The organism is Vibrio sp. TRT 29B02 (genome assembly GCF_050113655.1).
In the GTDB taxonomy this organism is placed as follows: Bacteria; Pseudomonadota; Gammaproteobacteria; order Enterobacterales; family Vibrionaceae; genus Vibrio.
On the sequence record NZ_JBNJOJ010000051.1, the window covers coordinates 1 to 20,683 of the forward strand.

At 45.2% G+C, this 20,683-nt stretch carries 23 protein-coding genes; 13 read left to right on the forward strand and 10 right to left on the reverse strand.

Annotation, left to right across the window (positions count from 1 at the left end):
• Positions 1 to 336: 336 nt before the first annotated feature.
• The 8 genes from ACQEXT_RS20710 to mlaF form a co-directional block, all read right to left on the reverse strand.
• Entirely contained in the window at positions 337 to 1,077 is a 741-nt protein-coding gene (locus ACQEXT_RS20710; protein WP_138971434.1) for a 1-acylglycerol-3-phosphate O-acyltransferase, read from the reverse strand.
• A gap of 118 nt (positions 1,078 to 1,195) precedes the next feature.
• Positions 1,196 to 2,455, reverse strand: a complete 1,260-nt coding sequence (murA, locus tag ACQEXT_RS20715) for a UDP-N-acetylglucosamine 1-carboxyvinyltransferase (RefSeq protein ID WP_138971433.1) — start codon at positions 2,453 to 2,455, stop codon at positions 1,196 to 1,198.
• A 9-nt stretch (positions 2,456 to 2,464) separates the two neighbouring features.
• Positions 2,465 to 2,719, reverse strand: coding sequence for a BolA family iron metabolism protein IbaG (gene ibaG, locus ACQEXT_RS20720; RefSeq protein WP_045957198.1), 255 nt, complete (start codon positions 2,717 to 2,719; stop codon positions 2,465 to 2,467).
• Positions 2,712 to 3,041 (reverse strand): STAS domain-containing protein, encoded by a 330-nt coding sequence (locus ACQEXT_RS20725; protein WP_426953381.1) that lies wholly within the window; start codon positions 3,039 to 3,041, stop codon positions 2,712 to 2,714. The genes ibaG and ACQEXT_RS20725 overlap by 8 nt, the downstream gene beginning before the upstream one ends.
• Entirely contained in the window at positions 3,038 to 3,679 is a 642-nt protein-coding gene (gene mlaC / locus ACQEXT_RS20730; protein ID WP_331418036.1) for a phospholipid-binding protein MlaC, read from the reverse strand. The genes ACQEXT_RS20725 and mlaC overlap by 4 nt, the downstream gene beginning before the upstream one ends.
• Positions 3,680 to 3,689: 10 nt before the next feature.
• Complete coding sequence (gene mlaD / locus ACQEXT_RS20735; protein ID WP_138971430.1) at positions 3,690 to 4,166, reverse strand: outer membrane lipid asymmetry maintenance protein MlaD; 477 nt, start codon at positions 4,164 to 4,166, stop codon at positions 3,690 to 3,692.
• A 2-nt stretch (positions 4,167 to 4,168) separates the two neighbouring features.
• On the reverse strand, positions 4,169 to 4,957 hold the full coding sequence (gene mlaE, locus ACQEXT_RS20740) for a lipid asymmetry maintenance ABC transporter permease subunit MlaE (RefSeq protein ID WP_138971429.1): 789 nt from the start codon (positions 4,955 to 4,957) through the stop codon (positions 4,169 to 4,171).
• Complete coding sequence (gene mlaF / locus ACQEXT_RS20745) at positions 4,957 to 5,754, reverse strand: phospholipid ABC transporter ATP-binding protein MlaF (RefSeq protein ID WP_138971428.1); 798 nt, start codon at positions 5,752 to 5,754, stop codon at positions 4,957 to 4,959. Before mlaF ends, mlaE begins: the two co-directional genes overlap by 1 nt.
• Before the next feature lie 243 nt (positions 5,755 to 5,997).
• Between mlaF and ACQEXT_RS20750 the strand changes: the two genes are divergently transcribed.
• From ACQEXT_RS20750 to mgtE, 12 genes are all read left to right on the forward strand, one after another.
• Positions 5,998 to 6,963, forward strand: coding sequence for a calcium/sodium antiporter (locus ACQEXT_RS20750; RefSeq protein WP_331418034.1), 966 nt, complete (start codon positions 5,998 to 6,000; stop codon positions 6,961 to 6,963).
• A gap of 18 nt (positions 6,964 to 6,981) precedes the next feature.
• Positions 6,982 to 7,947 carry a KpsF/GutQ family sugar-phosphate isomerase gene (locus tag ACQEXT_RS20755; RefSeq protein WP_426953383.1) on the forward strand — a complete coding sequence of 322 codons (966 nt, stop codon included), beginning with the start codon at positions 6,982 to 6,984 and terminating at the stop codon, positions 7,945 to 7,947.
• Complete coding sequence (gene kdsC, locus ACQEXT_RS20760) at positions 7,947 to 8,504, forward strand: 3-deoxy-manno-octulosonate-8-phosphatase KdsC (RefSeq protein WP_138971425.1); 558 nt, start codon at positions 7,947 to 7,949, stop codon at positions 8,502 to 8,504. Before ACQEXT_RS20755 ends, kdsC begins: the two co-directional genes overlap by 1 nt.
• Positions 8,501 to 9,064 carry an LPS export ABC transporter periplasmic protein LptC gene (gene lptC, locus ACQEXT_RS20765; RefSeq protein WP_138971424.1) on the forward strand — a complete coding sequence of 188 codons (564 nt, stop codon included), beginning with the start codon at positions 8,501 to 8,503 and terminating at the stop codon, positions 9,062 to 9,064. The genes kdsC and lptC overlap by 4 nt, the downstream gene beginning before the upstream one ends.
• Positions 9,045 to 9,542: a lipopolysaccharide transport periplasmic protein LptA gene (gene lptA, locus ACQEXT_RS20770; RefSeq protein WP_269378516.1), complete on the forward strand. Its 498-nt coding sequence runs from the start codon at positions 9,045 to 9,047 to the stop codon at positions 9,540 to 9,542. The genes lptC and lptA overlap by 20 nt, the downstream gene beginning before the upstream one ends.
• A 2-nt stretch (positions 9,543 to 9,544) precedes the next feature.
• Positions 9,545 to 10,270, forward strand: coding sequence for an LPS export ABC transporter ATP-binding protein (lptB, locus tag ACQEXT_RS20775; RefSeq protein ID WP_426953384.1), 726 nt, complete (start codon positions 9,545 to 9,547; stop codon positions 10,268 to 10,270).
• Positions 10,271 to 10,320: 50 nt separating this feature from the next.
• Complete coding sequence (locus ACQEXT_RS20780) at positions 10,321 to 11,787, forward strand: RNA polymerase factor sigma-54 (protein ID WP_426953385.1); 1,467 nt, start codon at positions 10,321 to 10,323, stop codon at positions 11,785 to 11,787.
• A 26-nt stretch (positions 11,788 to 11,813) separates the two neighbouring features.
• Entirely contained in the window at positions 11,814 to 12,101 is a 288-nt protein-coding gene (gene hpf, locus ACQEXT_RS20785; RefSeq protein ID WP_138971420.1) for a ribosome hibernation promoting factor, read from the forward strand.
• Positions 12,102 to 12,105: 4 nt separating this feature from the next.
• Positions 12,106 to 12,552, forward strand: a complete 447-nt coding sequence (gene ptsN, locus ACQEXT_RS20790) for a PTS IIA-like nitrogen regulatory protein PtsN (RefSeq protein WP_138971419.1) — start codon at positions 12,106 to 12,108, stop codon at positions 12,550 to 12,552.
• Positions 12,552 to 13,415, forward strand: coding sequence for an RNase adapter RapZ (gene rapZ, locus ACQEXT_RS20795; protein ID WP_138971418.1), 864 nt, complete (start codon positions 12,552 to 12,554; stop codon positions 13,413 to 13,415). The genes ptsN and rapZ overlap by 1 nt, the downstream gene beginning before the upstream one ends.
• Positions 13,416 to 13,419: 4 nt before the next feature.
• Positions 13,420 to 13,698: an HPr family phosphocarrier protein gene (locus ACQEXT_RS20800; RefSeq protein ID WP_138971417.1), complete on the forward strand. Its 279-nt coding sequence runs from the start codon at positions 13,420 to 13,422 to the stop codon at positions 13,696 to 13,698.
• A 112-nt stretch (positions 13,699 to 13,810) separates the two neighbouring features.
• Complete coding sequence (mgtE, locus tag ACQEXT_RS20805) at positions 13,811 to 15,166, forward strand: magnesium transporter (protein WP_138971416.1); 1,356 nt, start codon at positions 13,811 to 13,813, stop codon at positions 15,164 to 15,166.
• A 61-nt stretch (positions 15,167 to 15,227) separates the two neighbouring features.
• Here the strand turns inward: mgtE and metH are convergent, their stop codons facing one another.
• Positions 15,228 to 18,908 carry a methionine synthase gene (gene metH, locus ACQEXT_RS20810; protein WP_426953387.1) on the reverse strand — a complete coding sequence of 1,227 codons (3,681 nt, stop codon included), beginning with the start codon at positions 18,906 to 18,908 and terminating at the stop codon, positions 15,228 to 15,230.
• 168 nt (positions 18,909 to 19,076) lie between these two features.
• On the opposite strand from metH, the gene ACQEXT_RS20815 reads away from it, so the two are divergent.
• Positions 19,077 to 20,390 (forward strand): sodium:proton antiporter, encoded by a 1,314-nt coding sequence (locus ACQEXT_RS20815; RefSeq protein WP_331418028.1) that lies wholly within the window; start codon positions 19,077 to 19,079, stop codon positions 20,388 to 20,390.
• A 125-nt stretch (positions 20,391 to 20,515) separates the two neighbouring features.
• Here the strand turns inward: ACQEXT_RS20815 and ACQEXT_RS20820 are convergent, their stop codons facing one another.
• The gene (locus ACQEXT_RS20820; protein ID WP_331418027.1) at positions 20,516 to 20,647 is read right to left on the reverse strand and encodes a hypothetical protein; all 132 of its coding nucleotides are present in this window, start codon (positions 20,645 to 20,647) and stop codon (positions 20,516 to 20,518) included.
• Positions 20,648 to 20,683 lie beyond the last annotated feature (36 nt).

Sequence of the window (20,683 nt, forward strand, 5' to 3'; positions counted from 1 at the left end):
CTTAGCTCAGTTGGTAGAGCGACGGACTGTTAATCCGCAGGTCGCTGGTTCGAGCCCAGCAGGAGGAGCCACTTTAAAAAGCCAAGTCGAAAGACTTGGCTTTTTTTATATCAACTGAAACGAAATTGTCTTCTCTCCCCACTGCGCCAGTTCAACATTGATATGCCATGTCCACAGCATAGTGGCATTTTTAAAGGCGATAATATTCAACGCTTTTTAGACTGGCCAGATAATTTTGATGTGGGTATTACCGTGAAATAATCACTGTTCTCAACGCATAAAAAAACCAGTAGATTTGCATCTACTGGTTTATACATACCTATCACGCACATTACGTTAGGCTTTTACGCCCTGCTGCTGATTTAGCATTGCCACTTCGGCATCAAGCGCTTCAAGTTTCGCTTCCATCTGCTCACGACAAGTGTTTGCGAGTTCACGAACATGCTCTTTACCGTATTCATCGACCTGCACTGGAGGCAGCATCTCTACGATAACATGGCCGTTATTCCAGCGGTTGAGCTTAATGCCTGACGTTGAGCTACACACAATAGGAATAATAGGTAGCTTAGCGCCAATGGCGGCATGGAAAGCGCCCGTTTTAAATGGCAGCAAACCACGTCCACGTGAGCGAGTACCCTCAGGAAACATCCAGACTGACACATCACTGTTGTTCATGCTATCAACCACTTGATCAATGGTGCCCTTCGCCTTTGAACGGTTAGCGCGGTCGATTAAGATATTCCCCGTTAGCCAATATAGCTGACCAAACAGAGGCATCCACGCAAGGCTCTTTTTACCCACCGTCACGACTTTTGGCGTAACCGCAGAAGAGACTGTAAACAAATCCCAGTTATTCTGGTGGTTAGCGATATAGATATGCTGACCACGCTCATAAGCATCCTCAGGGATACGCAGCTCAAGTTTGATGCCGAAAACACGTGACATCTTGCCAAACAGGCGACCAAAGGTAAAAACGTGTTTTGGATTACGTGGACTCAATAAACAGTAGCCGCAACCAAAAACAAACATCACAATTGCAAAAATCGCAACAGCCAATACACGTAGTAGTGCAATCATTGTGGTTCTCCAAGATCAGCGGGGAATCATTTTAATTGCCCCAGACTTTACCTGATCTGTTTTTCATAAAAAAGCCGAAACTCGCGTTTCGGCTTACAAGCGTTAGCTGATTTTATCTCTAATCACGGAAACGTTCAATATTTGCGCCAAGAGCAGATAATTTATCTTCAATTTTATCGTAGCCACGATCAATGTGATAAATACGATCAACGATAGTTTCACCGTGAGCAATACAGCCAGCAATCACTAAGCTCGCTGAGGCACGAAGGTCGGTTGCCATGACCTGAGCACCACTTAGCTCATTAACGTCACCACAGATGACTGTGTTGCCTTCAATTTCAGCTTTAGCGCCCATACGCATTAATTCTGGAACATGCATAAAGCGGTTTTCAAAGATGTTCTCTGTGATCACGCCGCCACCCTTTGCCATCATGTTAAGCAAAGTAAACTGAGCCTGCATATCAGTAGGGAAACCTGGGTGAGGCGCCGTACGAATCGTTACCGCCTTGAGTTCACGACCTGTCATATCGACTGAGATCCAATCTTCCCCTGTCTCTACCGCAGCACCCGCTTCTTCTAACTTAGCCAAAACGGCTTCTAGAAGATGCGCTTTCGTATTGCGACAAGTGACTTTACCACCAGAAACAGCGGCTGCAACGAGGAAGGTACCCGTTTCAATACGGTCAGCAACAACTGAATGTTTGCCCCCGCCAAGACGTTCAACACCTTCAATTGTAATTGTGTCTGTGCCTGCACCTGAGATTTTTGCCCCAAGTTTATTTAGGAACTCAGCAGTGTCGACAATTTCCGGCTCACGTGCTGCGTTGTCCAGCACTGTCGTGCCTTCTGCCAAAGTCGCCGCACACATAATTGTAATGGTGGCACCAACACTGACTTTGTCCATCACGATGTGAGCGCCTTTCAGGCGTCCATCAACATTGGCTTTCACATACCCATCTTCAAGAGTAATGGTTGCACCCAACTGCTCTAGACCATGAATATGGAGATCAACCGGACGTGCACCAATCGCACAACCACCCGGCAATGAAACTTGACCTTGACCAAAACGCGCCACTAGTGGACCTAATGCCCAAATAGATGCACGCATCGTCTTTACTAAGTCGTAAGGCGCGCAGTATTCATTGATACTGCTAGGGTCAACGTGGACAGACCCATTACGCTCGACTTTCGCCCCAAGACGTCCCAATAGCTCCATCGTTGTGTCGATGTCACGTAAACGTGGAACGTTGGCCACTTCAACTGGCTCTTCAGCAAGAATAGAAGCAAATAAAATTGGTAGTGCAGCGTTCTTGGCACCTGAGATGGTCACTTCACCTACTAGAGGCTTTTTAGAACCTATAACTCGAAACTTTTCCATTTTTAAACCTTACAGTGACATCAACTTCTTATCACGAGCCCACTCTGCAGGAGTGTAAGCTTTAATAGAAACAGCGTGGATGTCATTTCGTTGGATATATTCCATCAGTGGTGCATAAATTAGCTGTTGTTTTTTAACGCGACTCATTCCGTCGAAGCAAGCATCAACAGCAACGACTTCATAATGACTGCCTTCGCCTTTGACGTGCAGCTCTTCTAGATTCAGTGCTTCGTTTAAAATCTGTTGTACTTTTGCGCTATCCACAATTCACCCCTGTAGTATTCTTTAAATGCTTAGCAACGATTTGTTCTACATTGCTTAGCTGAAATAATGTGCGCAATTCATTCGGCACGAAACTGAGCATTATATGACAGTTTTGCTTTTTTGCATTGTCTATTAGATGAATTAACATCACCATTCCTGCCGAATCGACTCGTTCAACCGACTTTAGCGACAACTCCATCTCACTCAAAGTTGGTTTGAACCTCTGTAGCTGTGTCCATAGGGCAGGCACTGTGTCTCTGTCCAAGTTGCCGTTTAAGGCACATTGTTGCTCACTGATCACTTGCCACTGCGGATGCATCATTGCGCTTTACTCTCAAAGCGAATAGCTTGCTGAGACAGTGCTTCTAGCTCATCAGCAACAGCAGCAATGCCCTCTTGACGTAGCTTGGTACTCCATTCAGATTGCTTACTAGAGAGCAAACTAATACCCTCAGCAATCATATCAAACACTTGCCATTCACCCGTGTTCTTATCTTTTCTTAGCTTGAACTCGAGCTTAATGTTGGGTCTTGGCGAATCAACGATATCCACTTTGACACCAATAATATTTTTGTCCGCACTATTTTTCGCTTCAGGACCAAATTCAATGGTCTGATCCGTGTATTGAGTAAGCACTTGAGCGTAAGAGCTAATGAGATAAGAACGAAATGCGACGATAAACTGACTCACATCTTCACGTTTAGCGCCTTTTAAATTAGGGCCCAGTAACTTGAGTGCTGCATATTTCTCATTGACGAAAGGCATAAGCTCTTCTTCAACAATCACTTTCAAATAGTTTGGATCTTGGTGAATCAGTGGTTGCTCTGATTTGAGTCGCTCAAAAGCACGCTCAGAGACCAGCTTCATCATGTCATATGGCTGAGTCTTATCAATTTCATTCGCAGCCACATTAAATGTGACAAAAAATGCCAGAAGAGTAAGTACTAACTTTCTCAACATGTTTATCTCCTTACTCATCAGAGCCGCCTACACTGTAAAGAACCTGTCCAATCAAATCTTCAAGTACAAGTGCAGACTTAGTATCTTCAATATAGTCCCCTTCCACCAGCATCTGCTCATCGTCAAATACAAAGCCTGGTGTGAGACCAATATACTGCTCGCCGATCAAACCAGAGGTAAGGATTTTCACACTAGATGTCTCTGGGAACTGATCGTACTTACTATTGATCGCCATGGTAACAACGGGTAGTAAAGACTCACTATTCAAGTTGATCGCCGCGACACGTCCGATAACCACGCCACCGACTTTGACCGGTGAACGAACCTTCAAACTACCAATATTGTCGAACTCAGCTTTGAGGGTATAAGTATCGTTAGAGCCTAGCCCTTTCACGTCAGCGACTTGAAAAATCATCACCAGAATTGCGCAAATTCCGGCAAGAACAAAGCTACCGACCCATAATTCAATCTTTCGAGTTTGTTGCATGATTAGTTCCCAAACATCAATGCGGTTAGTACGAAGTCTAGACCAAGTACAGCAAGAGAAGAGTGGACTACGGTGCGTGTTGTAGCACGGCTGATACCTTCAGATGTGGGTATCGCATCGTAGCCATTAAATAAAGCTATCCAAGTAACAGTGATTGCGAAAGCGATACTCTTAATCATGCTGTTACCAATATCCTGACCAAGCTCTACAGAGGCTTGCATTGCTGACCAGAAGCTGCCGTGGTCGATTCCTTTCCAATCAACCCCGACAAGTTGACCGCCCCAAATACCGACAGCCATAAAAATCATCACTAGTAGAGGCATAGATATCACACCCGCCCAAAATCGTGGTGCGATCACTCGTTTGAGTGGATCAACCGCCATCATCTCCATACTGGAAAGCTGTTCTGTTGCTTTCATCAAACCAATTTCGGCCGTTAAGGCTGACCCTGCACGACCGGCGAATAGCAAAGCCGTGACGACAGGTCCTAACTCACGTAGCAATGACAACGCCACCATTTGACCTAACGCCCCTTCAGCACCGAAATCAACCAGAATGACGTAACCCTGTAAGCTCAGTACCATGCCAATAAATAGACCAGACAGCACGATAATGATCAGCGACTGAACACCGACTGTATAAAGTTGCTTTACCAACAATGGGAAGTTTTTAACTGGCTGTGGCTTACTCGCTAAAGCACCGAATAGCATTAAACTTGCACGACCAAACGACTCTGTTACGGATAAGGCGCGACGACCAACAGAAGCCACAAAATTTGCTAAGCCTGCCATTATAAGAAGAGCTCCTCAGCTAGAGGTTGAGACGGATAACGGAATGGTACAGGGCCGTCAGCATCCCCTACAAGAAATTGCTGCACTTGTGGATCTGGGTTAGTACGTAGCTCTTCAGGGGTTCCATGAGCAATGACTTTACCATTTGCCAGTATGTAGACTAAATCGGCAATACTCATTACTTCTGGAACATCATGTGAAACCACGACGGATGTCACACTGAGTGCTTGATTCAGGTTGCGGATCAGTTCAACGAGCACACCCATGGTGATGGGATCTTGGCCAACAAAAGGTTCATCATACATGATTAGGTCTGGGTCTAGCGCGATAGCTCGAGCGAGTGCCGCTCGTCTTGCCATACCACCGGACAGTTCACTCGGCATCAGTGAAGCGGCACCACGCAGCCCCACCGCCTCTAGTTTAAGTAGCACCAAAGTGCGGATCAGAGACTCATCCAAATTTGTATGTTCACGTAGAGGAAAGGCAACGTTGTCAAAAACAGACAAATCGGTGAACAGAGCCCCCGATTGAAACAACATGCTCATCTTTTTTCGCTCTTGGTAGAGCTTTTTACGACTAAGCGATGGAATGTTGTGACCATCAAACCAGATCTCGCCACTTTCTGGGTAGATTTGACCTCCAATAAGACGTAGCAGTGTCGTTTTACCAATGCCAGAAGGTCCCATGATAGCGGTGATTTTTCCCTTAGGTACACTCAAGCTAACGTTATCAAATATTTTGCGCTCTCCACGAGAAAACATGAGCTGCTTTATTGTAACTAGGTCTTCGGATTCCATCTTGAGCTATTACCCCTTCCCTTATGAATGGGCAATCATAAGCACATTCATTTACAATTTAAAGCACTGTTCGATTAATTGTGAGATCTTCGAATATTCTTGGCAATCCCAATAACTCAAGGCATCTCTAATCAAATAGACAATTTGGTTAACAATTAATTGAATGAAGCGCTTCCCTTTTAATAGCCAAACCGTCAAAATTAACGGTTAAATTCTCTCGTTGTATATTGATTAGGAATCATCATGTTCGAAGCCGTTGCGTTTCTCATTATTGGATTGGTATTTTTAGTTTGGAGTGCCGATAAACTGGTATTTGGCGCTGCAGCTCTAGCGCGAAACGTGGGAATCTCTCCACTCGTGATCGGTATGACTATCCTAGCAATGGGTTCATCTGCACCAGAGATGATGGTTTCAGCAACCGCAGCCCTCGATGGGAAAACGGATACTGCTGTAGGTAACGTACTTGGTTCCAACATCGCCAACATTGCTTTAATACTAGGCATAACTGCGCTTATTAAGCCGCTCTCTATCAGTTCTGCTGTACTAAGACGTGAACTTCCTCTCATGATTGGCGTCACCATCCTTGCTGGTGTGTTACTTTGGGACAGCCATTTAGGGTTCTATGAAGGTATTCTTCTTTTTGTACTGTTTGCAGCATTCATCGTTGCCATGCTTCGCATTAGCCGCAATGAGAAAAAGAACGGTGATGTTCTTATCGAAGAACAAGAGTCTGAAGTACCAGAGGGCGTAAGTAACGCTAAAGCGGCAATCTGGGTAGTGATAGGTCTGATTGTGTTACCTCTCGCAGCGGATGTGTTGGTCGACAACGCGGTGATTATTGCTCAGTACTTCGGAATGAGTGACTTAGTCATTGGACTGACCATTATCGCAGTAGGAACGAGCCTACCAGAACTGGCCGCTTCCCTTGCTGGCGTGATGAAAGGCGAAGACGATATGGCCGTCGGTAATATCATCGGTTCAAACGTATTTAATATTTTAGCGGTTATGGGGATCCCAGGTATCCTCAACCCTTCAGTTTTGAGTGAATTTGCCATGAGCCGTGATTTTTGGGTCATGCTTGGCGTATCTTTGCTGCTCGTTGCAATGGCACTGGGCAAATCTCGTAGCATCAACCGTGCTGAAGGCGCAGTGCTGTTTTGCTGTTTCATTGGCTACCAAGCCTACCTCATCATGAATATGACTGCTTAACCTCATCTCGGAGTATTTATGTTTGATTATCGCTCAGCTGCCCTAGAGGTTTTACAAACCGAAGTTGAGGCCCTAAAACAACTCGACCAATACATCAACGACGACTTTATCAATGCTTGTGAGCTAATCCGTGCGAATAAAGAAGGCAAAGTCGTTGTCATGGGGATGGGTAAATCTGGCCATATTGGCAACAAGATTGCCGCAACATTAGCCAGTACAGGCACATCGGCATTCTTCGTCCACCCGGGTGAAGCGGCTCATGGCGACCTCGGTATGATTGAACCTGGCGATGTGGTTCTTGCTATCTCAAACTCAGGCGAGTCTTCTGAGATCTTGAGTCTTTTCCCAGTATTGAAGCGACTCAACATTAAAATTATTAGTATGACAGGCAAGCCAGCCTCAAATATGGCAAAACTGTCAGATATTCATCTCCAAATCACTGTGCCAAAAGAGGCATGCCCTATTCAGCTTGCTCCAACCTCAAGCACAACCGCCACTCTAGTTATGGGCGATGCGTTGGCGATGGCATTAATGCAGGCTCGCGGATTTACTGCTGAAGATTTTGCGCTGTCACACCCAGGTGGAGCGCTGGGTCGCAAGTTGCTGCTAAAACTGGCAGACATCATGCACACTGGCGATAGCCTTCCTCTGGTAACTCCCAGCACCGTTGTCCGTGAGGCATTACTAGAAATCAGTCAGAAAGGTCTAGGAATGACCGCTGTGGTTGATGACCACCAGCAACTGATCGGTATTTTTACCGATGGGGATCTACGTCGAATTCTGGACAAACGCATTGATATTCATACCGCTCTGATCGGCGATGTTATGACGGTTAATCCAACCATTGCAGAACCAAATATGCTTGCGGCCGAAGGACTTAATCTAATGCAAGACAAGAGCATTAATGGTTTGGTGCTATGCGAGAACGGCAAAGTTGTCGGCGCCCTTAACATGCATGATTTACTAAAAGCCGGAGTGATGTAATGTCGAAAATGATTGAAACTTTATATCAACCAGTGGAACAATCCACATTAGAAATTGCCAAACAAATTAAATTGCTTATCTGTGACGTTGATGGCGTCTTCTCCGACGGTTTAATTTACATGGGCAACGAGGGTGAAGAACTTAAAACTTTTCATACTCGAGATGGCTATGGCGTAAAATCACTAATGAATGCTGGTATCAAAATAGCCATCATCACTGGTCGCCGTTCGCAAATCGTCGAAAATCGAATGAAAGCGCTTGGTATTTCGCTGATATACCAAGGTCAAGACGACAAAGTAAAAGCATATCGAGACATTTGCGATAAACTCAATATCTTGCCACAGCATACTGGGTATATTGGCGATGACCTGATTGACTGGCCCGTAATGGAGCAAGTCGCACTCAAGGTTTGTGTCGCAGACGGGCATCCGCTACTGGCAAAAAGAGCAAACTATGTCACCGTAATTAAAGGTGGGCATGGTGCAGTAAGAGAAGTTTGTGACCTCATCCTTCAAGCACGAAACGAACTTGATGTTCATAAAGGTCTAAGTATATGAGTCTTTCTCGTATTGGCTATCTGATCCTAACTTTCATAATATGCTGGTCTGCTTACTATCTTTTCGACCAACAGCAGAGTTATGATATTCAGGTAGAGCCAGATACAGAGCTACCGATGTTTAGCGGAAAAGGTTTAGAAAATACCTCTTACACTGAAAGTGGTATCCGCAGCTACGTGATTACATCGGTAAATCTCGACCACTACGCAAAAAGTGGTGACACAATTTTTAACCAACCGGTTTTGAAGGTTTATAAAGAAGGTACCACTCAAGAGTGGGAGATAACGGCTGAGCGTGGCGTATTGACCAAAGAGCATGTCTTAACGCTTTATGAGAACGTCCTAGCAAGTAATTTACTTCCAGAATCAGGTTTTGACACTTTGTCCACCGATATCATGAATATTCAGTTGGACAGTAGAGACTTTTGGGCAGACAACCAAGTCATTATGGTTGGGCCTCAATTTGAAACAGTGGGACAAGCGATGACAGGCAATTTTGCCGATAATCACGCAACCCTATACAAGCACGTACAAGGTAGATATGAAACTCTCACACCTTAGTCTGATTTCTTGTTTATTTCTGTCTAGCCAAGCATTGGCGCTATCAACAGACCAGGAACAGCCAGTTTATATCGACTCTGACAGTCAACAGCTCGATATGCAAAGCAACAAAGTCACATTTATCGGTGACGTTAAGTTGAAACAAGGCAGTATCAACATTAACGCAGACAAAGTGATAGTGACTCGTGACCCGAAAGATGGCTCAATCCAAGAGATTGAAGGCTACGGCAATCTAGCGACGTTCTCGCAGCTCACTGACGATGGCAAAACTCTGTATGGTGAAGCAAAAGAGCTTTACTACGTCATGGTCGATGACCAACTAACCATGATAGATCAAGCGATGCTATCTCAAGACGATAGTGTTATCCGCGGTACCAAGATTCGCTACAAAATCTCTTCTCAAAAGCTGATTGCTGACGGTAAAGAGAAAGGCGACCGCGTATCTACCGTTCTTCAGCCACAAGCAGTACAAGAGTAGTTATGGCAATACTTAAAGCTGAGCACTTAGCGAAAACCTATGGCAATCGAACCGTCGTAACGGATGTAAGTCTTAAAGTTGAATCAGGCCAAATCGTTGGCCTGCTTGGTCCTAACGGAGCAGGGAAAACAACATCCTTCTATATGATTGTAGGATTGGTCGCTCGTGATGAAGGCTCAATTACTATCGATGATAAAGACATCAGTATCTTACCGATGCACAGCCGTTCACGTATGGGGATAGGCTACCTTCCACAAGAAGCGTCTATTTTCCGCAAACTCTCAGTGGAAGATAACATCATGGCGGTTCTCGAAACTCGTGAAGAGATGACTCGAGAAGAGCGCCAAGACAAGTTGGAAGATTTATTGGAAGAATTCCACATTCAGCACATACGCAACAGCGCTGGTATGGCATTATCTGGTGGTGAACGTCGAAGAGTTGAGATAGCAAGGGCACTCGCAGCCAATCCACAATTTATTTTGTTGGACGAACCTTTTGCTGGCGTTGACCCTATTTCGGTCATCGACATCAAAAAGATCATTGAACACCTGAGAGATCGTGGCCTTGGCGTTTTGATCACTGACCACAACGTTCGTGAAACGCTTGATGTATGTGAAAAAGCCTACATTGTAAGTCAAGGACACCTGATTGCAGAAGGTACACCGGAGCAAGTGCTTAACAACGAACAAGTGAAACAAGTTTATCTCGGCGAGCAATTCCGTCTATGATTAAAGGGAAGAACGGTAAGATTCTCCAGCATGAAGGCAAGCAATACTGAATGAAACCCTCATTACAACTCAAGCTAGGACAGCAGTTAGCGATGACTCCTCAATTGCAACAAGCAATACGTTTGTTGCAACTGTCAACGCTAGATCTTCAACAGGAAATTCAAGAAGCATTGGATTCAAACCCTCTACTTGAGGTAGAAGAGGCCCATGACGAACCTACGGTTGAAGACAATACCCGCAGTGAGGAAAAAGAGCCTACCGTAGAACTTGCAGATACCGCGGAACCCGACGTCAAAGACAGTTCTGAACTCATCGAAAAATCTGAAATTAGTAACGACCTCGAAATTGATACCACTTGGGATGATGTCTATAGCGCAAATACCGGCAGTACAGGCATTGCTCTCGACGATGATACTCCTGTTTATCAAGGTGAAACCACCCAGTCTTTGCAAGACTATCTCATTTGGCAGCTTGACCTGACACCATTTAGTGAAACAGATCGAACCATCGCTCTCGCCTTAATTGATGCCATTGATGACTACGGATACTTAACCGTTTCCACTGAAGAGATCTTAGAAAATTTCAATAACGAAGAAATTGAGATCGAAGAAATTGAAGCTGTACGCAAGCGTGTCCAACAATTTGATCCTCTCGGTGTAGCCTCCATTAATTTGCAGGACTGCCTACTGCTGCAACTAGCCACTTATCCTGAAGACACTCCTTGGCTCGCAGAAGCGAAATTAATTCTTACCCATCACATTGATCAGTTAGGCAATCGAGATTACAAACTGATCATTAAAGAGACTAAACTGAAAGAAGCGGAGATACGCGAAGCTCTTAAACTCGTTCAGCAGCTCGATCCAAGACCGGGGAGCCGTATTGCTTCAGAGCACGCTGAATACGTCATTCCTGATGTATCAGTTTACAAAGATCACGGTAAGTGGGTTGTAACGATCAACCCAGATTCAGTTCCAAGACTGAAAGTAAATCAGCAATATGCGGCCTTAGGTAAAGGCAACAGTGCTGACAGTCAGTATATTCGCAGCAATTTGCAAGAAGCAAAATGGCTGATTAAAAGTTTAGAAAGTAGAAACGAGACTCTGCTCAAAGTTGCTAAGTGTATTGTTGAACATCAGCGCGATTTCTTTGAGTATGGAGAAGAAGCCATGAAACCTATGGTGCTGAATGATGTCGCTCTCGCGGTCGACATGCATGAATCCACCATATCAAGGGTGACGACGCAAAAGTACATGCATACCCCTCGTGGCATTTTTGAATTGAAGTACTTCTTTTCAAGTCATGTCAGTACTGACAATGGCGGAGAATGCTCATCAACTGCAATTCGTGCCCTCATCAAGAAGCTTGTCGCTGCCGAAAACAGTGCCAAACCACTTAGTGATAGCAAGATTGCTGCTCTACTCGCTGACCAAGGGATTCAGGTCGCTAGACGAACAATCGCTAAATACCGAGAGTCACTAGGTATTGCACCATCAAGTCAGCGCAAACGCCTGCTATAAGGCCTAAAAACCGAGAAGGAAAGTCTATGCAAATCAATATTAATGGCCATCACGTTGATCTAACCGATTCAATGCAAGACTACGTAAACGAAAAGTTTCAAAAGCTAGAACGCTTTTTCGACCACATCAACAGCGTACATGTTGTATTAAAAGTTGAAAAACTACGTCAAATCGCAGAAGCTACCCTTCACGTTAACCAAGGTGAAATTCATGCCTCTTCTGACGATGAAAGCATGTATGCAGCCATAGATTCGCTCGTCGACAAACTTGTTCGACAGCTCAACAAGCACAAAGAAAAGCTAAACGCCCACTAAAACCATGCAACTAAGCGAAATCCTTACATTGAACTGCACGAAAAGTGCAGTTCAATGTACTAGTAAAAAAAGAGCCCTAGAGCTGATCAGTGAACTCGTTGCTGAACAGACAGGTCAAAACTCAACTGAATTATTTGAATGTATGCTAAGTCGCGAGAAAGTCGGCAGTACTGGCATTGGAAATGGAATTGCCATTCCCCATGCTCGTATGCAGTCCAGCGATAAAGCAGTTGCAGTTTTACTGCAATGTGAATCTCCGGTTGAATTTGATTCTATCGATAACCGCCCTGTAGACCTACTTTTTGCTCTTCTCGTGCCTGACGCGCAATGTAAAGAGCACCTTAAAACCCTTTCTAGTATGGCAGAGCGTTTAAACGATAAGCAGATCCTAAAACAGCTTCGCAAAGCTCAGTCTGATCAAGAGCTTTACGACATCATGGTCAATCAATAATGCGTCTCATCGTTGTAAGCGGCCAATCAGGCGCTGGAAAAAGCGTCGCATTGCGAGTTCTCGAGGATCTTGGCTATTACTGCGTTGATAACCTCCCCGTCGATTTACTCGAAGTCTTCGTCAAAACAGTTCAGTCCAGTAAGCAAAACGTTGCTGTCAGCATCGATATTCGTAATCTGCCCACTGAGCCGAATCTTGTCGAAGACGTACTGGCTAAACTTAAGCAAGACTCGGATGTTAGCGTTCTATTCTTAGATGCGAACAAAGACACATTGCTTAAACGCTACAGCGAAACTCGTCGAATCCATCCCTTGTCATTGAGTTTGGGCAATACTTCACTCGAACAAGCGATCGAAAAAGAGAGATGTATTCTATCCCCGCTGAAAGAACATGCCGATTTGGTCATCGACAGCAGCAACCAATCTCTGCACGAACTCAGCGAAACCGTGCGCATGAGAGTTGAAGGTCGTGAGCGTAAAGACCTAGTCATGGTGTTCCAGTCATTTGGTTTTAAGTATGGACTCCCAAGTGATGCAGACTATGTCTTCGACGTTCGCTTCTTACCCAATCCACATTGGGAGCCAGATTTACGCCCCCTAACAGGATTAGATGCCCCTATTAAGTCTTTCTTAGAAGGTCACCAAGAGGTTATGGAGCTGAAACGTCAGATCCAAAAATTTATTGAAGACTGGCTACCCTTATTAGAGAAAAATAATCGTAGCTACCTAACCGTAGCGATTGGATGCACGGGCGGAAAACACCGCTCCGTCTATCTTACTCAGCAAATTGGCGAGTACTTTGCTGAAATGGGACACCAAGTACAAATACGCCATGCCTCATTAGAGAAAAATCATAAGGAATAAGTTTATGCAGCAGCAAAGTCGTACTGTGTTAATTCAAAATCGTCTTGGGCTTCATGCTCGTGCTGCTGTAAAACTGGTTGAACTTGCCCAATCTTACGACGCCATTCTGACTATCCAAAACCATGAAGGCAAAGAAGCCACTGCCGATAGTGTCATGGGGCTGCTGATGCTAGAATCAGCTCAGGGAGAGCACGTTACCATTAGTGCTGAGGGAAACGATGCTCATCCCGCGTTAGAAGCAGTCTGTCATCTTATTGAAGATAAGTTTGATGAAGAGGAGTAATCCTCGTAAATGCTCTAACTAAATGACCTTCCTTCACATTAACTTATTAAATCCATCCTAAAATTCGGTTACTATTCATAGTATTGTAGGAATATAGAGTCAGGGGGAATCAATGGCAGAGCAAATAGAGTTCGATCAAGCTCACCAAGCCCTGAAAGAAGTTACTGAAGCGCTAGAAAATGGCCGTTTTGTCCATGTCCGTCGTCAATTGCAGGACATGGAACCGGAAGATATTGCCCATCTATTAGAAGCATCACCTCGTAAAAGCCGTGAAGTTCTTTGGCAGCTCACCGACCCAGAAGATTATGGTGAAATCCTCGATGAACTGAATGAGGATGTGAAAGACGATCTAGTGTCTAGAATGGCACCAGAAAAGCTGGCAGAAGCAACCGAAGGTATGGAGACGGATGATGTCGCTTACGTTCTTCGAAGCCTACCCGATGATGTTTCAAGAGAAGTTTTATCTCAAATGGACGCAGCTGAGCGTCTATTAGTTGAAACTGCCCTTTCCTACCCAGAAGACACCGCCGGTAGTTTAATGAACACCGACGTCATCACTATTCGTGGTGATGTCGATGTCGACGTTGTATTACGTTATCTACGCATGAAAGGCGAATTGCCGGAAGCCACTGACGCACTCTACGTTATCGATGAAGAGAGCCGACTGATCGGCGAACTGCCGATCACAACACTCATCACAACGCAACCAGACGTCAAAGTCAGTGATGTGATGGAAGATGCCGACGAAGCTATCGATGTGACGATGAGCGACTCAGACATAGCGAGCTTGTTTGAACGTCGTAACTGGATTTCAGCTCCTGTAATCGACGACAAGCAGCACCTTGTTGGACGTATTACTATCGATGACGTTGTCGATGTCATTCGTGAAGACGCAGAACACTCGATGATGAGTATGGCGGGTATGGATGATGACGAAGATACTTTCGCCCCAGTGGTAAAATCAGCACGAAAACGCAGTATTTGGTTAGGTGCTAATGTTCTTGCTGCTCTTGCTGCGGCATCGGTCTCAAATATGTTTGAAGCCACTCTCGATCAGATGGCCGCGATCGCCGTGTTGATGACAATTGTGCCTTCGATGGGCGGGGTTGCTGGTAACCAAACCGTCGCTCTGGTGATCCGTGGTCTAGCGCTTGGCCATATCGGTGATTCCAACAAGCGTGAACTACTGATGAAAGAGGCGGCCATCGGCCTACTCAATGGCATCATGTGGGCATTAATTATCGGTGGTATTGTCGTTGCTTGGAAAGGAAACTGGATGTTGGGTGGAATCATCTCGGCAGCGATGTTAACCAACTTGTTTGTTGCTGGTGTTGCCGGTGTAACCATTCCGATCCTACTCAAGAAAATGAATATCGATCCAGCACTGGCAGGGGGAATGGCTCTAACAACCGTCACCGATGTCATTGGTTTGTCGGTATTCCTCGGACTTGCGACAATCCTGATCTAGTCTCAGATACATATTAAAAAGCGCAGCTCATTGAGCTGCGCTTTTTCTATCAGGAAAGGCTCTAGCCGTTAATGTTAGGGCCCAGCCATTTCTCTGCTTCAAGCATATCCCATCCCTTGCGCTGCGCGTAACTTTCAACTTGATCTTGTTGGATCTGTGCGATCGCAAAGTAGCGAGAATCTGGATGAGAGAAGTACCAGCCCGAAACAGACGCCCCAGGGAACATCGCGTAACTGGACGTTAAGGTCATCCCTATCGTCTCTTCGACTTTCATCAACTCCCACAATGGGCCTTTCTCGGTATGTTCAGGACAAGCCGGATATCCAGGCGCAGGACGAATACCTTGATACTTCTCTCTAATGAGCTCTTCATTGGATAAGTTTTCATCTTCGGCATAACCCCAGATCTCTTTACGTACCCGCTCATGCAGATACTCAGCGAAGGCTTCAGCCAATCGGTCAGCAACCGCTTGAATCATGATCGCATTGTAGTCATCGCCCTGCGCTTTGTACTGATCAGCCAGCTCCCGTTCATTGATACCACCTGTTACAGCAAAGGCACCAATCCAATCTTTTTTGCCCGACTCCTTAGGTGCTATGTAATCAGACAAACAGTAGTTAAAGCCTTTAGGTTTCTCGGTTTGCTGACGTAAGTTATGCAGAACTTTAGCGACTTCAGTACGAGATTCATCAGTATAGACCTCGATATCATCGCCAATACTTGCAGCAGGGAAAAGTGCACACATTCCTCGCGCCTGCATCAAACCTTCTTGTTCAACACGATCGAGTAGTTCATTCGCGTCCTCAAAGAGACGTTTTGCTTCTTCACCTACCTCTTCATGTTGGAAAATAGTGGGATACTTACCCACCAAAGACCATGTCATAAAGAATGGCGTCCAATCGATGTACTTACGCAAAGTACCGATGTCAAAATCGTCAAATACATGCACACCCGGCTTAGCAGGAACTGGCGGTGTGTAACTCTCCCAGTCAATGGCAACCTTGTTCGCTCGTGCTTGTTCAAGAGTAACAGGCTTAGTACGTGGCTTTTTGCGGTTATGTTGATCACGTACACGTACATAATCTGCATCAAGCTTTTCAACAAAATCAGGGCGCAGTTCATTTGAAAGCAGCGAGGTACACACACCAACCGCTCGAGACGCATTGTTTACATAAACAACGGGATGTTTGTAGTTCTGCTCTATCTTAACAGCGGTATGAGCTTTAGATGTGGTTGCACCACCAATCAAAAGCGGCAAATCGAAATTAAGACGTTCCATCTCTTTGGCAACATGAACCATTTCGTCGAGTGAAGGGGTAATTAAGCCGGAAAGTCCAATGATATCGACATTCTTTTCTTTAGCGACTTTAAGGATCTGTTCACACGGAACCATCACCCCGAGATCGATAATTTCATAGTTATTACATTGCAAAACGACACCTACGATATTCTTACCAATATCGTGAACATCACCTTTCACCGTTGCTAATAAAATCTTACCGTTAGTAGATCCCTCCTGTTTGCCCGCATTGATAAATGGCTCTAGGTGGGCAACTGCCTGCTTCATTACACGTGCTGACTTCACCACCTGAGGTAGGAACATTTTGCCTTCACCAAACAGGTCACCGACGACGTTCATACCATCCATGAGAGGGCCTTCGATCACCTCTAACGGTTTGGCAGCATTCACGCGCGCTTCCTCAGTATCTTCAACAATAAACTCGGTAATACCTTTTACTAAGGCGTGCTCTAAACGTTTTTCAACAGGCCAAGTACGCCACTCAAGTGCCGACGCGTCTTCTTCTTTACCTACTCCCTTGTCTGCGTACTCCGCAGCAATATCCAGTAGCCTCTCAGTACTGTCATCGCGACGGTTGAGCACCACATCCTCAACCGCTTCACGCAGCTTCTCGGGTACGTTGTCGTATATTTCGAGTTGCCCTGCATTTACGATACCCATATCCATGCCGTTTTTAAAACAGTGGTAGAGGAACACAGCATGAATCGCTTCTCGAACGTAGTTATTACCTCGGAAAGAGAAGGAGACGTTCGAAACGCCACCAGATATCATCGCATAAGGGAGGTCGCGTTTGATGTCTGCTACCGCTTCAATAAAGTCCACCGCATAATTGTTGTGTTCCTCAATGCCCGTTGCAACAGCGAAAATATTTGGGTCGAAAATGATATCTTCCGGTGGGAAACCGACTTCATTGACTAAGATATTGTAGGCATTCGTACATATCTCTAGTTTACGTGCACGTGTCTCTGCCTGACCGATTTCATCAAATGCCATGACAATAACAGCCGCACCGTAACGGCGAATCAACTTAGCCTGTTCGACAAATTTCTCTTTACCCTCTTTAAGAGATATGGAGTTAACAATGCCTTTGCCCTGAATACACTTTAGACCCGCTTCAATGACTTCCCATTTGGATGAATCGACCATGATAGGGACTTTCGAGATTTCTGGCTCAGATGCACATAGATTTAGGAAACGAACCATACTCGCCTCCGCATCCAACATGCCTTCATCCATATTGATATCGATGATCTGTGCGCCGTTCTCTACTTGCTGGCGGGCAACCTCTAACGCTTCGTCATAGAGTTCTTCTTTGATCAATCGTTTGAAGCGAGCAGAGCCAGTAACGTTTGTTCGTTCGCCGACGTTAACAAACAGAGTTTCCTTCTCAATCGTTAACGGTTCAAGACCTGATAAGCGACAAGCCACCGTCAATTGAGGAAGTGCTCTTGGTTTTACTCCAGCGACCACCTTTGCCATTTGGCGAATATGCTCAGGCGTAGTACCACAACACCCGCCAATTAAATTAAGAAAGCCACTTTCAGCCCACTCTTTGACATGAACCGCCATGTCCGAAGGAGAAAGGTCGTACTCACCAAAAGCATTCGGCAAACCCGCATTAGGGTGTGCTGAAACAAACGTCTCAGAGATACGTGAAAGCTCTTCAACGTATGGTCTTAGCTCATCAGGGCCAAGGGCACAGTTAAGTCCAAATGAGATTGGTTGAACGTGACGTAGAGAGTTATAGAAGGCTTCGGTTGTTTGACCGGATAATGTCCGACCCGACGCATCGGTAATGGTACCTGAGATCATAACAGGTAGGCTAAAACCCAGTTCTTCAAACACACTATCAACCGCGAAGGCACAAGCCTTGGCATTCAAAGTGTCAAAAATGGTTTCAATAAGGATAAGATCAGACCCACCTCGGATCAGAGCGCGAGTCGATTCAGAATACGCTTCAACTAACTGGTCAAAGCTAACATTTCGATAACCAGGGTCATTTACATCCGGTGAGATAGAACATGTGCGGTTAGTAGGACCAAGAACACCGGCAACATAGCGAGGTTTATCTGGCGTCTTCGCACTCCATTCATCAGCGACTTCTCTTGCCAATTTTGCTGCGGCAAAGTTAATCTCTTCGCTGAGGCTTTCCATATCGTAGTCAGCCATAGCGATAGTCGTCGCATTGAAAGTGTTGGTTTCAAGAATATCCGCCCCTGCTTCAAGATACGCTGCGTGGATATCTCTGATTAACGTTGGCTGTGACAACACTAACAGGTCATTATTACCCTTCAAATCACAGTGCCAATCTGCAAAGCGCTCGCCTCGGTAATCTTGCTCTTCCAATTTGTAATCTTGGATCATGGTGCCCATACCACCATCAATCAATAAGATACGTTGCTTTAATTGACCTTCAATCTGTTGCCTTACATTACTTCCCACGGTACTGCCTCATTCCTTTATTTATGCCTCCATCCTATCACAGTTATTAAAGGAGTCTAGACGTCTAAAAGATCAAATTGATGACTTACTTATGACAAAAAGTGTTTGCTATTTGAACATAGTAGGCAGAAAATCTTCATTCATAATTTGTTACATAATGAGATTCTAATGTCGGTCTACTACACACTGTGCTTCCTGTCTGCAGCAGCGATGTTGATTGCTTTTATAAACAGCAAGATAGGTAAGATGCAAACCACCATCGCGATTACCGCTGGTTCGATGATGCTTTCGCTACTTATCTTAATTGCGGGTCAGAATGATTGGTTCCACCTGACTGAAATCGCTTCAAACACGGTATCCAGCATTAACTTTGAAGACTTTCTTCTAAAAGGGATCCTTGGATTTCTGTTATTTGCGGGCGGATTAGGAATCAAACTTCCCAATTTAAAAGATCAAAGATGGGAAATCACAGTGCTTGCTCTCGGCGCGACCCTGTTTTCGACGTTCTTTATAGGCTTTGTACTGTATGGATTCTGTCAACTGATCGGCATTCAATTCAATCTCATTTATTGCTTGTTATTTGGCGCACTGATCTCGCCAACCGACCCTATCGCTGTTCTTGCGATCGTAAAGAAACTTGATGCACCAAAACGTATTTCAACCCAAATCGAAGGTGAATCTCTGTTTAACGATGGCTTCGGCTTAGTAATCTTCGTTACTATTTTTACCATCGCATTCGGCACAGAAACGCCAACGGTGGGCAGTGTGGCATTACTGTTCATTCAAGAAGCCATCGGTGGTATTGCCTATGGTTTTGCTCTAGGACTACTTTTCCACTACTTGATTAGTGCTACAGATGATCACTCTATGGAACTGCTGCTCACGATTGGTATGCCAACGGCCGGTTATGCGTTTGCTGAAGTGATACACGTTTCAGGCCCGCTAGCTATGGTTGTGTCAGGTATCATGATAGGGAACTGGACTCGCTTTATCGGTTTCTCTAAAGAAAGTGAAGACCACTTAGACCACTTCTGGGAGCTGGTAGATGAATTCTTAAATGGCGTGCTTTTCCTGCTCATTGGTATGTCTATGTTACTATTTGAGTTCCATAAAGAAGACTGGATCCTAATGGCGTTCTCCATCCCATTAGTACTCGCAGCTCGCTACCTGAGCGTATTCTTCTCTTACATTGGCTTCAAACGCTACCGCAAGTACAACCCTTGGTCTGTCAGGATACTCACTTGGGGTGGCCTCCGTGGTGGGCTGGCATTAGCGATGGCGCTATCAATTCCATCGGGTATCTGGGTCATTCAGGATAAGCTGATAGATGTAAAAGAGATCGTGTTGGTCATGACATATTCAGTAGTGGTATTTTCTATCCTTGTCCAAGGCTCGACCATCACTCCTATGATTGAAAAAGCGAAACTCAAACAGAAGGAGATCGACGAAGAGTGCGATCTTGAACAAGCCCCCCAAGAATAAGTGTGACACTCAGAAAGACATTCAAAGGCAGCCAAATGGCTGCTTTTTTATGGGTGTAGGCTAAAGTATTTCTCTTTTCAGGGACAAGTCCTATCAACATCTTCTAGGCCCAACATCCCATCAGTTTACAGCCAAACCTTACCTTCAGCGTAAGTCCCGCTGCCATTGTCCGAAGGCGCAGCGCTCGTATTGTCCCCTATCTCAAAGCGCGTAATCCGTAATCCACAGCCCGTACCCGATTTCCACACCTGAAGCACTCCTGCTCCCTAATACACAAAAAGCCCGTGGCGTAA

Coding starts and splice junctions, on each gene's coding strand:
- lptB (WP_426953384.1), top strand. CDS start 9,545: ATGGCAATACTTAAAGCTGAGCACTTAGCGAAAACCTATGGCAATCGA.
- ACQEXT_RS20710 (WP_138971434.1), bottom strand. CDS start 1,077: ATGATTGCACTACTACGTGTATTGGCTGTTGCGATTTTTGCAATTGTG.
- ACQEXT_RS20815 (WP_331418028.1), top strand. CDS start 19,077: ATGTCGGTCTACTACACACTGTGCTTCCTGTCTGCAGCAGCGATGTTG.
- kdsC (WP_138971425.1), top strand. CDS start 7,947: ATGTCGAAAATGATTGAAACTTTATATCAACCAGTGGAACAATCCACA.
- mlaD (WP_138971430.1), bottom strand. CDS start 4,166: ATGCAACAAACTCGAAAGATTGAATTATGGGTCGGTAGCTTTGTTCTT.
- mlaE (WP_138971429.1), bottom strand. CDS start 4,957: ATGGCAGGCTTAGCAAATTTTGTGGCTTCTGTTGGTCGTCGCGCCTTA.
- hpf (WP_138971420.1), top strand. CDS start 11,814: ATGCAAATCAATATTAATGGCCATCACGTTGATCTAACCGATTCAATG.
- lptA (WP_269378516.1), top strand. CDS start 9,045: ATGAAACTCTCACACCTTAGTCTGATTTCTTGTTTATTTCTGTCTAGC.
- lptC (WP_138971424.1), top strand. CDS start 8,501: ATGAGTCTTTCTCGTATTGGCTATCTGATCCTAACTTTCATAATATGC.
- ACQEXT_RS20725 (WP_426953381.1), bottom strand. CDS start 3,041: ATGATGCATCCGCAGTGGCAAGTGATCAGTGAGCAACAATGTGCCTTA.
- murA (WP_138971433.1), bottom strand. CDS start 2,455: ATGGAAAAGTTTCGAGTTATAGGTTCTAAAAAGCCTCTAGTAGGTGAA.
- ACQEXT_RS20800 (WP_138971417.1), top strand. CDS start 13,420: ATGCAGCAGCAAAGTCGTACTGTGTTAATTCAAAATCGTCTTGGGCTT.
- mlaF (WP_138971428.1), bottom strand. CDS start 5,754: ATGGAATCCGAAGACCTAGTTACAATAAAGCAGCTCATGTTTTCTCGT.
- ACQEXT_RS20780 (WP_426953385.1), top strand. CDS start 10,321: ATGAAACCCTCATTACAACTCAAGCTAGGACAGCAGTTAGCGATGACT.
- mlaC (WP_331418036.1), bottom strand. CDS start 3,679: ATGTTGAGAAAGTTAGTACTTACTCTTCTGGCATTTTTTGTCACATTT.
- mgtE (WP_138971416.1), top strand. CDS start 13,811: ATGGCAGAGCAAATAGAGTTCGATCAAGCTCACCAAGCCCTGAAAGAA.
- ptsN (WP_138971419.1), top strand. CDS start 12,106: ATGCAACTAAGCGAAATCCTTACATTGAACTGCACGAAAAGTGCAGTT.
- rapZ (WP_138971418.1), top strand. CDS start 12,552: ATGCGTCTCATCGTTGTAAGCGGCCAATCAGGCGCTGGAAAAAGCGTC.
- ACQEXT_RS20750 (WP_331418034.1), top strand. CDS start 5,998: ATGTTCGAAGCCGTTGCGTTTCTCATTATTGGATTGGTATTTTTAGTT.
- ACQEXT_RS20755 (WP_426953383.1), top strand. CDS start 6,982: ATGTTTGATTATCGCTCAGCTGCCCTAGAGGTTTTACAAACCGAAGTT.